We start from the raw sequence: 13,365 nt of genomic DNA, 5'->3' as shown, positions 1-13,365 counted from the left end.
CGCGCATAATCTCGCCATCGGCGCCGCGCGCCCTGCCCTTCGGACTGCCTCATGCCCACACCGCTCGACCCCGATTTCTGCGCCCTGCTGCTCGACAGCCACCTGCGCCTGGTGGGCACTTCGCTGCTGGACCCGAGCGTTGCGCCGGCGGAGGCTGCCCGCTGGCTGTACGAGGATGCGCCGTTTTGCGTGGTGGCTCACAACACCGACGCCGACCCGCGCTTCGTCTACGCCAACCAGGCAGCGCAGCGCTGCTTCGAATACAACTGGGACGAAATGACCGCGCTGCGTTCCCGGCTGTCGGCCGAGCAGCCCAACCGGGAAGAACGGGACCGCCTGCTCGACACGGTACGACGCCAGGGCTACGCGAGCGGTTATCGCGGACTGCGCATCTCGAAGTCTGGCCGCCGCTTCTGGATCGAGGACGTCACCGTGTGGAATCTTGTCGATCGCGACGGCGTGAATCACGGCCAGGCCGCGACCTACCGCCGCTGGACGGACGTCTGAGCCATTCCGGGTCATCCGGACATCACCTTCCGTTCTCTCCGCCGCCTGCCCCCCAAGTAAGCAGCCGGAGACACCAGCCAAAGACCGCTCGCAATAGCGCCAGCGCATCATCCGCTAATGCAGCGCGAGGCTCAGCGCCCGGGTCAAAGGTCCTTGCAGAGCATGGGCGAACCGTGGCGGCAGGTCGAGCGGCTTGAGCAGCATCTTGACGGCCATCTCCACCGGATAATGCCGTTTCATCTGCTGGCCGAGCCGCTTGTTGAGCGCTTGGAACGCTGCTCGGTCGCCCTGCATCTCGGGCTGCCGGACTTCAAAGGCATGACGCAGCGCGCACTCCCCGTCCCCACTACGGGCTTCGCCCATGCGCCGCCCGACGGCGGCCAGGACGCGCAGGCGACCGGGGGCCTCGCGCTCGCGGTAGGCCCGGAAGTAGCGGTAGAAATGCTTGAAGTGACTGATCTCGTCCGCCCGGATCCGGGTGGTGATACCGGCCAACACCGGCTCGACCGCTTGTGCGGCCAGCGCCTGGTAGAAGGTGGACGTGCCGGTCTCGACCACGCAGCGCGCCGCCAGCTCGAGCGCCCGCGTCGGTTCGAACGCATCGACGATACATTGCCGAGCATAGTCGGCAAAAAACGCGGCAAACGCTCGCTCCCAGTCGAACTCCGGCCAGACGTGGCAGACATAGGCGCGCAAGGCGCGGCCGTGTCGCATTTCCTCAACCTGCCAGCGGTTGGTGAGCCAGTCGGTCACCTCGTCATCGCCATCGAAATAGCCGGCCAGATTGCCGGTGTAGAGATCGGCGCCGCTTTCGATGAACGACGCGGCCGTCACCAGATAGAACAAGTCCTCTTGCGGCTTGACCCTCGATACCTCGATCGAATCCAGCGGAATCTGACTGAGGTCCCAGCCTGGTACGGTGTTCGCCTGTTTGTACATCGCGAATTCTCCCCAGCCCCTGCCTTAGCAAAATTCGCAGATAAAACCAGCCGCTGCCGGTTCGTTGGGCGTGCATGTCGGCAAGCCGCATGAGCCCTTATCGAACCTTAGACGCAAAACGATCGGCAGCCCAGCCGCCCAGCTTGGCACAAAAGCCCCAGAGCCCAGGACTGCGTGATCGCCGCTGAGCGGCGAGCTTGGCCCTGCAAAGCGTTCAGGCTCTTTATTGCCAGGAGAACAGCGACTGCCGCGGCCCGCCCCTGACCTAGCGGCACGATGCGGACAATGGCCCTGCCCCGGATACCGCGACTTATCTATATGCACCGCCCCTATCCTTCACCAGAGGGGTCGTACGGTAGAACCTGCTCGTGCTCATCGGGCAGGTTGCGCGCCACAATCGCCCTGGCGGGCATCGTAGCGCTCAAGTTGAACGGCTGGTGCGGCACACCTGGCGGGATAAAGAGAAAGTCACCCGCTTCGGTGACAACCGACTGGCGCAAGCCGGGCCCGAATCGGGTCTCGACACGCCCCTCCAGCACGTAGATCCCCGTCTCATAGCCACAGTGAACGTGCGGCTCGGCATGGCCACCCGGCGGAACGACGACGAGGTACATCGACAGGCCTTTTGCGCCCGCAGTGACGGCAGAAATGCCCACGAAATAGGGCAAGCGCTGGGTCGTGGCGATTTCCCGGTCAGGGTGCACCTTAACCACGGTGACTGCCGGATCATGGGGTTCGTCTAGCATGGCTTGCCCTCCCGTGATGCCAGGAAGACGTCGCCTCGCATGCCCTCATCGCTGTTTGGCGGGGCATGCCGAGGCTTGGGTCTCCAGAGCTGGCTGACAATGATGCAGCCGTTCTTCTCATCGTAGATCGAAGGGGGGTGCTGGTGCTTGTCGGGCATTTCCGATGTTGCGGGGCGCGATTGGTGAGTAGTCGCCACCACTGCAAGCGTTAGATTCAAACCTATGTGGCGGCGAATACGCCCAGAAGCGACCGTCGATGATACTGACTCGGGAGTACGAAGCTCGGCCTAGGCTGACGCTCAGACTGTATGGACTAAGCGTCAGCTACCGGCCAGGAGCGGAAATTCAACGGGTTGGTACAACCGCCGTTTGAATAGCTGCTCTACTCTGAAACCTGCCGGAAGTGGAATGTGCTCACATCCCACGTCACGCGGAACAGAGTAGCTTGTCTCCAGAATCGTCAGGCCCATTTCAAACTACTTTCCGCGAAAGACATGATGTATTCCATCGACGACCAGAAGAGCAATGGCGCCCCAGATGGGGAGGTAAGTTAGCCATTCGTCGGCCTGAATGTGCTCTCCTAGGATCAAGGCAACCAGCAGCATCAGCACTGGTTCCACGTATCCCAATAAGCCGAACAAACCCATCGGCAACAACCGGCTGGCGGTGATATAGGCCATGAAGGCCGTGGCGCTGATCAGAGCCAGTACGATCACCAACAGGTACAGCCGGGGATACTGAACAAATGGCTGACTACTGCCGTGCTGCCCCAGCACGACCCACGCGGCAAAGGGCAAAGTGAGCAGCATGTCGAACCAGAGCCCGCCCAGGTGTTCGGTGGCCAGCCGGCGGCGCAGCATGAAGTACAGCGGGAAACCAAGCGCTACCAGCAAGGCTTCCCAAGAGAAGCCACCAACCCGATATAGCTCATGCGCTACGCCACAGGCAGCGGACACGCCGGCCAGCTTTTGAAGCCAGGAAAGAGGCTCGCGATAAAACAGCCGGCCTACCAGCAGCATGACCAAAGGCAGCAGAAAATACCCAAGCGACACCTGCAGCCCGCGGCCGTTTAGCGGCGCCCACATGAACAGCCATTGTTGTGTGCCCAGCAAGGTACTACTGCATACCAAGCCGAGGAGGAGCGATGGCCTGCGCCTGAGCCGGGCGAACACCTGCGCGACAGGCTCCCACGTTCTGCCAACAAGCATGAAGAGGGTGACGCAAGGCAGGGTAAGCAGCATGCGCCAGCCAAAGATTTGCTCGCCACTGAGTGGAGAAAGCAAGGTGGCGTAGTAATACAGCGCGGCAAACAGGCACGATGAAGTCACCGACAAGGCTGCGCCACGCTGCGGGTGACCGCTATTATCTGACAGTATCATCTTAGTTCTCCCCGATTTGCCAAGGGAGTCCGGCGTTGAATCTGGCCTCGATCCAGGATTTGAAGGCCAGCGTGCTGGCTGCTGCAAACCGGGCCGAAGGACGAACCAGGTAAATGCCACCTTGAGCATCCATCTGCCAATCCGGCAGCACCCGCACCAGCTTGCCGGCAGCGATATCGCGACTCATCAGCCACTCGCCGGCGGCCAAGATACCCGTCCCGGCACGGGCTGCTGCCAGCAGTGCCTCGCTGTCATTGCTGGTCATCGACCCCGCTACCAGGACAGATTGCTGCTGCTCGCCGCAGGTCAGCCGCCACTCTGGATAGGACGAAAAACCACTGAAACGCAAGCAGTTGTGATCGGCCAGCTCCTGTGGATGGGCCGGCTGGCCGTGGGCTTCAATATACGCTGGAGAAGCACACAAGATGCGGCGATGATCGCCAAGCTTTTTGGCGATCAGCCGGCTGTCGTGCAACTCGCCCATGCGAATGGCCAGATCGAATCCTTCGGCGATGATGTCCACGAAGCGCTCGTTATAATCAGCCACGATGGATACCTGCGGATAAGCTTCCAGGAACGCCGGCAGCATGGGAGCCAGCCATTGCCGCCCCATGGCAGCAGGAAAGGCCACCCGCAAGACCCCGCGGACTTCCGCTGCGCCGGCGGAGGCTTCCTGCTCTGCTTCGGTAATCAAATCGATGGCGGTACGGAGCTTCTGCGTCAGTTGGGCACCGGCATCCGTCAGGCGCACTTGCCGAGTGGTGCGCTCAATCAGCCGGATGCCCAGACGCGCCTCCAGGGCGGCAACCCGCTTGGATACCACGGTCGGGTGGCGCTGGAGCAAGCGGCCGGCAGCCACGAACGAGCCCTCGGATGCCACGGCAAGCAGGGCGGCGATTTCGTCGCTACGCTGGTTGTCAAATGTGTCATACATCATGGCTGCAGGATAATGCTGCCGGAGGTGCGCCCGGCTTCGAGATCGGCGTGGGCGGCTGCCACATCGGACAAAGCGTAACGCTCCCAGATGCGTGGCGCGATCACGCCGCTGCTCACGGCGGCCAGCACGTCCTGCGCCCTTGCGTGGTACTCCGCGTCGTTGGCCGTATGGGCGGCCAGCGATGGCCGGGTGAGAAACAGCGAACCTTTGGCATTCAGCGTGGCCAGCTCAACCGCGGACGGCACGCCGGACGAGGCACCGAAAGACACCATCAGCCCACGCGGGCGCAAGCTGTCCAGCGATGCCTCAAACGACAAGCGGCCAATCGGGTCATACACCACATCCACCTTGCTGCCGCGGGTGATGCGGCCAACCTCGCTGGCCAGTGTGGACGGGTCGAATACCAGCACCGCATCACAGCCCAGCGCTTCCGCCTTGGGCACGCTGGCCTCTTTCGACACGACACCAATCACGAATGCCCCCAGCTGTTTGGCCCACTGTGCCATGAGGGCACCCACGCCGCCTGCCACGCCGTAGAGCAGGATGGTGGTGCCCGGGCCTACCGGGTAGGTAGTTTTGAGCAGGTACTGTGCGGTGATGCCCTTGAACAGGATGGCGGCCGCATCTTCACATGACAGGCTGTCCGCCAGTTTGACCAGCCGTTCGGCAGGATAGATGCGTCCACTGGCATAGCCGCCCAGCGGCCCGGTGGCATAAGCGACCCGATCACCCACCTGAACATTGCTTACCCCTTCCCCTATAGCGGTCACGCGGCCGGCACCTTCCAGCCCCAAGCCGGATGGCAGGGGAATTTTCACCGCGCCATTACGCTGCATCACATCCAGATAGTTCACCCCGATCGCAGCTTGCTCGATCCATACTTCCCCCGCCCCAGGGTTGGCTGGGCTTGCTTCCTCAATGTACAAGACATTGGGGCCTCCACATTGATCAAATCGGACAACAGCAACCATCGACATCTCCTTAATGACGGAAAGGCCATGCTTCCTAGCATGCTGATCCAGATTATGGGAATGTAGCCACGGTTGAACAATATGGAATTTGTGCAGTTTATTAATGCACTGGCTGCAGCAATTGGTCTAGACAGTCCTTGCCTGTGTGTGTGGATGCATGCGAGTACAGAGGGATAGTGAGAAGGTCACAAGCGGGCACAAGGGCTTTGGTGATGGGGCCAAATTCCATTACGACCTCCTGCCACCAAGTCCCCAGCACAGTAGCGATTTCGGCTGACTAACTGGCAAGCTAGTACGCAGACTCCAGCTCGGCCCTCGGTGGTGCTCCATATAAGGTCGACATCTTGCCCTTTAGCCACAGACTGGAGAGACAGGTCCACTCCAATACCTGCCGTTGAACGTAATCGACAACGAAGGTCAGGACTGGGTCGGAAGCTGCCCCTTCCCGAGCCGCTCACCAACCGGCCACTTCAGCCGAAAACTGACAATTCTCAGTCAATTGGGGGGCACTCCGAGTCAAAACCAGTCGCCGGTCAGATACGCTGCAGAGAAGCAGAGGTACCATCCGTGCCCAATAACAAAACAGCCACGCCTTGGGCGTGGCTGTTTTGTTTTGATGGACCGGCTCAGCTGCCCGCTTCGGACAGTGCCACCCGCGCCTTGCGCTCGCGCGCGGTCTCGCCGACGCCCAGCCATACCGCCAGCGCCGGCAGCAGGAACACCGCACCGAGCAGATTGACCAGGAACATGAAGGCCAGGAGCACGCCCATGTCGGCCTGGAACTTCAGCGCCGACAGCGCCCAGGTGGCCACGCCGGCCGCCATCGTCACCGCAGTGAAGGCGGCAGCGGTGCCGCGCTGGCACATCGCCTGGTAGAACGCCTCGCGCAGCCCCTGGCCCTCGTGGTGCATCTGGTGCTGAATGCGCTCGAAGAGATAAATACCGTAGTCGACACCGACCCCCACGCCGAGCGCGATCACCGGCAGCGTCGACACCTTCAGGCCGATGCCCAGCGTCGCCATCAGCGCATTGCACAGGATGGACACGATGGTCAGCGGCACGATGATGCACAGCACCGCGCGCCAGGAGCGGAAGGTGACGAAGCACAGCAGCGCGATGGCGCCGAAGATCGACAGCAGCATCGATACCTCGGCGTTCTCCACCGCCTCGTTGGTGGCCGCCATCACCCCGACGTTGCCGCCGGCCAGGCGGAAGCGCAGGTTCGGCACCTGCTCGGCGGCGATGAAGCGCTTCGCCTCGGCGACGATGTGGGCGATGGTGGTGCCCTGGTGGTCCTTCGGATAGATCAGGATCTGGATCGCGCCGCAGCCGTCGGTGTTAAGGCCGAGGTCGGGGTTGAAGCCGTTGGCGCCCTGGGTCAGCCCCTCGCGGTTGCGCGGCAGCGCGGCCCAGCGCGGGTGGCCCTCGTTGCTGGCGGCGATCGATACTTTGGCCGCCGACGGCACGCTGTACACCGAGTGCACGCCGTCCACGCCGCGCATGAACAGTTCGAAGCGGTCGATCGCCGCCATCACCGGGTAGTGCAGGCAGGCGTCGTCATAGCCCTTGGTCTCGACCACCACGGTCAGCACGTCCACACCGACGTTGTAGTGGCCGACGATGGCATCGTTGTCGCGGTTGTAGCGCGAGTCGGCGCGCAGCTCCGGCACGCCGTTGCCGATGTCACCGGTGGCGAGGTGGCGCGACTGCACGGTGCCGACCGCCAGCAACGCCAGCGCCACTGCGAAGGCGGCGAGACCGCGCTTGCGCTCGGCGAAGCCGGAGATCGCCCACCACAGCGGGTGGCGGCGGCTGGCATCGTGGCGACTCTGTGCAGCCGATGCTTCCAGCTTCAGGTAGGACAGCACCACCGGCAGCATCAGCTTGTTGGTGACGATCATCAGCGTCACGCCGAGGCAGGCGGTGAGGCCCAGCTCGCGCACGATGGCGATGTCGATGCGCATGATCACCATGAAGCCCAGCGCGTTGGTCAGCAGCGCCACCGAGCCCGGCACGAACAGCTTGCGGAAGGCCTGGCGGGCCGCCTCTTCGGAGGTGGCGCCGGCGAGTTTTTCCTGCTTCCAGGCATTGGTCATCTGCACCGCGTGCGATACGCCGATCGAGAAGATCAGGAACGGCACCAGGATGGACATTGGGTCGATGCCCTGGCCGAACAGCGGTAACAGGCCGAGCAGCCACACCACCGGTAGCAGCGCCACCAGCAGCGCGACGACGGTCAGCTTCAGCGAGCGGCTGTAGGCGAACAGCAGCAACGCGGTGATGGCGAAGGCGATGGCGAAGAACACCAGCACGCCGTTGAGGCCGGCTTCGACGTCGCCGATCAGCTTGGCGAAGCCGGTGATGTTGACCTCGATGTTCTCCTTGCCGAACTTGGCGCGGATCTCCTCCAGGCGTTTCGCCACCTCGACATAGTCGAGCCGCTCGCCGGTGGCCGGGTTTACTTCCAACAACTCGGCGCGGATCAGTGCGCCCTTCAGGTCATTGGACACCAGGCTGCCGATCTCACCGGAGCGGGCCACGTTGCGGCGCACCGTGTCGAGGTCGGCCTGGCTGCCGGTGAAGTGCGCCGGCACCACCACGTCGCCGACATAGCCCTTCTCGGTGACCTCGATGTAGCGCACGTTCGGCGTGAACAGCGAGAACACCCGGGTGCGCTCGACGCCGGGGATGAAGAACACCTCATCGGTGGCGCGGCGCAGCGCGTCGAGGAACTGCGGGTTGTAGATATCGCCCTTGCCCTTCCACCGCAGGTTGACCACCACGCGGTTGGCACCGGAGAAGGTCTGCGCGTAGTCGGTGAAGGTGCGCATGTATTCGTGCTTCAACGGGATCATCTTGTTGAAGCCCGGGTCGAGCTTGAGCTGGGTGGCGGTGTAGCCGAACAGCGCGGTCAGCGCCAGAAACAGCACGAGCAGCGGGCGGCGCCAGGCGATCAGCGCCGTGGCAGCCCGGTCGAGCAGGGAAACGGTCTTCATGGGTCAGCTCCGTGGCGAGGCGGATGGGGAAACGGGGGCGGACAGCCGAGCATCGCGGGCGATGCCGGTTTCGCCGGCGGTGTAGACGCTGCCGTCGCGGCCGGCCAGCACCGCGGTCAGGCTCTGCCGGCCGCCGGCGTGCAGCACGGCGAACGGTGCTACGCCGTCGGGCGACACCAACACCGAGCCGCCCTGCCCGACCAGCACCACCCTGCCGTCGGCCAACTTGGCGCCGCCGAACAGCGTGACCGGGATCGGCAGCGCCACCGGCTGCCAGCTGGCGCCGTCGTCGACGCTCTTGAACACATGGCCGCGCATGCCGTACACCAGCCATTCGCCCTTGCCCAGCGCCAGCGCGCCGAACAGCGAGCCGGCGTAGAACGGCGCCTGTTTCTGCCAGCTGGCGCCGGCGTCGGTGGAGCGCAGCAGCGTGCCCTGCTCGCCGACCAAGAGGCGGGTGTCGCCCTGGCCGGCCAGGCCGTACAGGTGGCGCTCGTCGGCATCGATCGGCTGCGCCGCCCAGTGCACGCCGCCATCGTCCGACTTCAGCAGTTGGCCGAAGCTACCGTAGGCGAACAGCACCTTGCCGTCGCCCCACACGCCGAGCAGCGGGTCGCTGCGCTTGGTATCGAATGCCACTTCCTGCCAGTGCCGCCCGCCGTCGGTGGTGCGCACGATCCAACCGTCGTGGCCGACCGCGACGCCGACATCAGGCGTGGCGAACCACACCTGGTTCAGCGTCGAGCCGCGCGCCTTGCCGAGCTCGGCCTCCTGCCAGTGGGAGCCGTCATCGGCCGAATAGAGGATGTGGCCCTGCTCGCCGACCGCCACCACGCGCGCGCCGGCCTGGGCGACACCGTTGACGATCAGCTCGTTGGCATCGAGCCGGGTTGGCCGAAAGCTGGGCATCGGCCGCGGGGAAAAGGCCACCAGCGCCGCGATCAGGGTGATCAGCGACATGGCGAGCCCGACGAGTCTAGTCATGGGGGTGCTCCTCTCGTTGCGGGACCGGCGAGCGCCGGCTCGTGTTGTTTGCTGCGATTGTTCGAACGAGACGGGATCGGCGGCATCGTCCGAATGGAGGAGTGGACAGAGCCTGTGATGAATCTGCCCCTGGCTGCGAGCAGGCTCATCACAGGTGCTAATGCTGGAAGAGCGCCAGCAAGTCGCATTGCAGGGCGTGGCTGCCACAGGAGGCGTCGGCGCAGGCCTCGACATCGGCCGAATCGGACCGGTACACATAGACGGCGGCGAGCACCGCCAGCAACACGGCACAGACAGCGAGCTTGATCATGGCGTTCTCCTTCGCGATGCCCCTTCGCAGCGGCAACGGCCCGGGTCGACATGCCCGGCCGGTTTTTCGCCAGTATTCGGATCGCGGCGGCGCGGCCACATCGTCCGAATGGAGGACGTGACCGCTTTAGAACGGCAATGACTTGAGGGAGAACGGGCCCACCGAGAGATAGGGGTGGTGCGGGGAGGCATGAAATTGTGATGCGTCCGGGAAGGGACAAGCAGCATCGGCCGGAGGTGGCCCGACCGGATGGGGGATAGGGAGGCGCGCAGTGCCCCTACGTCAAGACATAAGAACCACTGAGGTAAACAGGCGGCAAACCCGCCGCCTGTTCTATCTGTTATCCGTCCAGCGGCGTCAATTCGCCGAGTACCGTCGGCAACAATTCCGAGACGGTCGGGTGGATATGAACCGCGCGCTGAACCACCGTGTAGGGAGCCTTCGCATACATCGTGTCGAGCAGGCAATGGACTGCCTCGTCTCCGCCCGTGCCAAGGATGGCGGCGCCCAGGATTTCCTTCGTCTGCGCGTCGACCGTGATTTTCATGAAACCCTGCGTTTCACCCTTTTCCACCGCACGGCCAACGCGCGTCATCAGGCGTTTGCCGACCAGTGCCGGCCGGCCAGAGCGGCGGATCTCGTCATCGCTCATGCCGATGCGCCCGAGTGGCGGATCGATGAATAGGCCGTAGGCGACAATGCGGTCACGCACGCTGCGGTTGTCGCCGTTCACCAGATTGTCGGCAACGATCTCGTGGTCGTTGTATGAGGTGTGTGTGAACGCGCCACGTCCATTGCAGTCCCCCAGTGCCCAGATGCCCGGCACATTGGTGCGCAGCTGGTCGTCGACCGTGATGTAGCCGCGCGGGTCGACGTCAACGCCCGCCTGATCCAGCCCGAGGTCGTCAGTATTAGGGATGCGGCCGATCGCAAGCAGCAGATGCGACCCGACGACTTCGCGCATGCCGCTGGCGCAGTCGAGCTGAACCGCGATCTGGTCGCCGCGTTTCGCGACCTTTATGCATTCTGCGCGCAGTTCGACGCCGATGTCTTCGTTCTGCAGAATCTCGAGCACGCCTTGCGACACGTCTTCGTCTTCCCGCGCGATCAGCCGCGGCCCTTTCTCGATGATCGTCACCGCGCTGCCGAAGCGACGGTACATCTGCCCGAACTCCAGCCCGATATAGCTGCCGCCGATCACGATCAGATGCTGCGGCAGGAAATCGACATCCATCATGGTCGAGTTGGTCAGGAAATCGATCTGGTCGAGCCCCGGCATTGGCGGCACCAGCGCGCGTCCGCCGACATTGATGAAGATGCGCTCGGCGCTCAGCACCTCGTCGTTCACACGGATGGAATCCGGCGACTCGAAGCGGGCGTGCCCCTGGTATACGGTGCAGTTGGCCAGCCCTCTGAGCCACTGCTCGACGCTGCGGCTCGAGCGCCCGGAGATCTCGTCCTTGCGTGCCTTCACCCGCGGCATGTCGACCTTGACCGTGCCGTCTATCGCCACGCCATAGTCGGCCGCCCGCCGCGCCAGGTGTGCCGCGTAGGCGCTCGCAACCAGCGCCTTGGTTGGGATGCACCCGGTATTCACACAAGTGCCGCCGAAGGACTTGCGCTCGATGATCGCGACCTTCATTCCGGCCCCGGAGAGCCTTGCGGCAAGCGACGGCCCGGCTTGGCCGGTGCCGATGATGATGGCGTCAAACCGTGTCGTCATGCTGGGCTCCGTGCGGTGGCATCGACTTGCCCCCCATGGTAGACGAAGCGTCAGCGGCTTGCCGGACATCGCGCTGGCAGAGCTCAAGCTCCTCGGCGGGACCCAATGTCGGCAGGCCATGCGAATGGGGATACGTCCCTGCCCTCAAAAAAGCCTTGCCCCTGCGTGTGCAACGTAGGGGCAAGGCAAGGAGCAACCACTTTTCAGGCAAGCATCAGAGCGGTTTGGCATCCTCCGGGCCCCAGTACGCCTTCATGCTGGCGATGCGGCCATCGGCGTCGAAGGTCATCACGTCGATCACACTGATGCGCTGGCCCTGCCCCGGCACGCCGACCAGCACGTCGAAGGCCATCGCGGCGGCGTTGCCGTGCGAAGCGCGGATCGGTGCGGCCAGCTCCAGGCGCAGCGGCATCGCCGCTACCTTGCGGTAGAACGCCTCGACCGCGACACGGCCGACCAGCGGCGGGCTGCCGACCGGATCCTCGACGGTGGGGTTGTCGTTGTAGAGCGCCAGCACCGCGTCGGCGTCGTTACGATTGAGGGCGTCGAGATAGGCCTGCAGTGCGGTGCGCATACGGACGGTTTGCGGTTGCTCGGACATGGTGGGTCTCCGGGTCAGGATAAAGGTCGGCCAAAGCCTCTCAGCCGATTTCGAACAAGGCGGCCGCGCCCATGCCGCCGCCGATGCACATCGCCACCACCGCGTAGCGCACACCGCGGCGACGCCCTTCCAGCAGCGCGTGGCCGGTGAGGCGCGCGCCGGACATGCCGAAGGGGTGGCCGACGGCGATGGCGCCGCCGTTCACATTGAGCCGGTCGTTGGGGATGCCGAGCTGATCGCGGCAGTACAGCACCTGACTGGCGAACGCCTCGTTGATCTCCCAGAGACCAATGTCGGCCACGGTCAGGCCGTGGCGCTTCAGCAATTTCGGGATCGCGACCACCGGGCCGATGCCCATCTCGTCCGCCTTGCAGCCGGCCACCGCCAGGCCGCGATAGACGCCGAGCGGAGACAGGCCGCGCTTCAGCGCCTCGTGGCGGCTCATCACCAGCACCGCCGCCGCGCCGTCGGACAGCTGCGAGGCATTGCCGGCAGTGACGAATTCGCCCTGGCTGACCCACTGCCCGCCCTTCCACACCGGCTTCAGCGCGGCGAGACTCTCGGCCGAGGTGTCGATGCGGTTGCACTCGTCCTGCGCCAGCATCACCGTCTCTGAGCCCGTTACCTCGCCGGCCTTGTCGTAGAGCAGCTTGGTCGAGGTCAGCGGCACGATCTCGTCGGCAAAGCGCCCGGCTGCCTGTGCGGCGGCGGTGCGCTGCTGGCTCTGCAAGGCGTAGGCGTCCTGATCTAGCCGGCTGATGCCGTAGCGGCGCGACACCAGCTCGGCGGTCTCGATCATCGGGATGTAAGCGGCCGGCACGGCGGCGATTGCCGCCTGCGACTGGGCGCGGAAGGTGTTCTTGTGCGCGTTCTGCGTCAGCGAGATCGACTCCAGCCCGCCGGCGACGACAATGTCCTGCTCGCCCGCCATGATGGTCTTGGCGGCGCTGGCGATGGTCATCAGCCCCGACGCGCACATGCGGTCGAGCGCCATGCCCGGCACCGATTCGCCCAGGCCGGCGGTGTACGCGCACAGTCGCCCCAGGTTGTACGACTGGGTGCCCTGCTGCGCGGCGGCGCCGATCAGCACGTCCTCGACCGCATCGCCCTCGACCCCGGCGCGCTCCAGCACCGCGCGCACCACGTGGCCGCCCAGTACCGGCGCCTCGGTATCGTTGAAGGCGCCGCGAAACGCCTTGCCGATGGCGGTGCGCGCCACCGAGACGATCACCGCTTCATTCATTCTCGACATGCTTAATCCCCTTGAGTCTG

12 protein-coding genes are annotated in these 13,365 nt (G+C 64.3%); 1 reads left to right on the top strand and 11 read right to left on the bottom strand.

All coding sequences use genetic code 11. From position 1 onward, the window contains the following. The first annotated feature begins 51 nt into the window (after positions 1–51). Entirely contained in the window at positions 52–507 is a 456-nt protein-coding gene (locus QU481_RS03150) for an MEKHLA domain-containing protein (protein WP_289828436.1), read from the top strand. A gap of 114 nt (positions 508–621) precedes the next feature. On the opposite strand, the gene QU481_RS03145 is transcribed toward QU481_RS03150, so the two are convergent. The 11 genes from QU481_RS03145 to QU481_RS03095 all read right to left on the bottom strand — a co-directional run bounded on the left by QU481_RS03145 (position 622) and on the right by QU481_RS03095 (position 13,345). Then, entirely contained in the window at positions 622–1,446 is an 825-nt protein-coding gene (locus QU481_RS03145; protein ID WP_289828435.1) for a ferritin-like domain-containing protein, read from the bottom strand. Between the two features lie 329 nt (positions 1,447–1,775). Continuing rightward, positions 1,776–2,192 (bottom strand): cupin domain-containing protein, encoded by a 417-nt coding sequence (locus QU481_RS03140; RefSeq protein WP_289828434.1) that lies wholly within the window; start codon positions 2,190–2,192, stop codon positions 1,776–1,778. 476 nt (positions 2,193–2,668) lie between these two features. Further along, on the bottom strand, positions 2,669–3,571 hold the full coding sequence (gene rarD, locus QU481_RS03135; RefSeq protein ID WP_289828433.1) for an EamA family transporter RarD: 903 nt from the start codon (positions 3,569–3,571) through the stop codon (positions 2,669–2,671). A gap of 1 nt (position 3,572) precedes the next feature. Then, on the bottom strand, positions 3,573–4,508 hold the full coding sequence (locus tag QU481_RS03130) for a LysR family transcriptional regulator (protein WP_289828432.1): 936 nt from the start codon (positions 4,506–4,508) through the stop codon (positions 3,573–3,575). Continuing rightward, positions 4,505–5,434, bottom strand: coding sequence for a quinone oxidoreductase family protein (locus QU481_RS03125; protein ID WP_289828431.1), 930 nt, complete (start codon positions 5,432–5,434; stop codon positions 4,505–4,507). Before QU481_RS03125 ends, QU481_RS03130 begins: the two co-directional genes overlap by 4 nt. 671 nt (positions 5,435–6,105) lie before the next feature. Then, the gene (locus QU481_RS03120; RefSeq protein ID WP_289828430.1) at positions 6,106–8,475 is read right to left on the bottom strand and encodes an efflux RND transporter permease subunit; all 2,370 of its coding nucleotides are present in this window, start codon (positions 8,473–8,475) and stop codon (positions 6,106–6,108) included. Positions 8,476–8,478: 3 nt separating this feature from the next. Then, the gene (locus QU481_RS03115) at positions 8,479–9,459 is read right to left on the bottom strand and encodes a WD40/YVTN/BNR-like repeat-containing protein (RefSeq protein ID WP_289828429.1); all 981 of its coding nucleotides are present in this window, start codon (positions 9,457–9,459) and stop codon (positions 8,479–8,481) included. A gap of 157 nt (positions 9,460–9,616) precedes the next feature. Beyond that, positions 9,617–9,769: a hypothetical protein gene (locus tag QU481_RS03110; RefSeq protein ID WP_289828428.1), complete on the bottom strand. Its 153-nt coding sequence runs from the start codon at positions 9,767–9,769 to the stop codon at positions 9,617–9,619. 340 nt (positions 9,770–10,109) lie between these two features. Next, the gene (locus QU481_RS03105) at positions 10,110–11,492 is read right to left on the bottom strand and encodes an FAD-containing oxidoreductase (RefSeq protein ID WP_289828427.1); all 1,383 of its coding nucleotides are present in this window, start codon (positions 11,490–11,492) and stop codon (positions 10,110–10,112) included. A 214-nt stretch (positions 11,493–11,706) separates the two neighbouring features. After that, positions 11,707–12,093 (bottom strand): nuclear transport factor 2 family protein, encoded by a 387-nt coding sequence (locus QU481_RS03100; protein WP_289828426.1) that lies wholly within the window; start codon positions 12,091–12,093, stop codon positions 11,707–11,709. A 40-nt stretch (positions 12,094–12,133) separates the two neighbouring features. Beyond that, positions 12,134–13,345 carry an acetyl-CoA C-acyltransferase gene (locus tag QU481_RS03095; protein WP_289828425.1) on the bottom strand — a complete coding sequence of 404 codons (1,212 nt, stop codon included), beginning with the start codon at positions 13,343–13,345 and terminating at the stop codon, positions 12,134–12,136. Positions 13,346–13,365: the final 20 nt, after the last annotated feature.

This window comes from Crenobacter oryzisoli (assembly GCF_030385785.1).
Taxonomy (GTDB): domain Bacteria; phylum Pseudomonadota; class Gammaproteobacteria; order Burkholderiales; family Chromobacteriaceae; genus Crenobacter_A; species Crenobacter_A oryzisoli.
The sequence above is the reverse complement of the archived record's forward strand: the minus strand, read 5'-3'. Positions and strand labels throughout refer to the sequence as shown.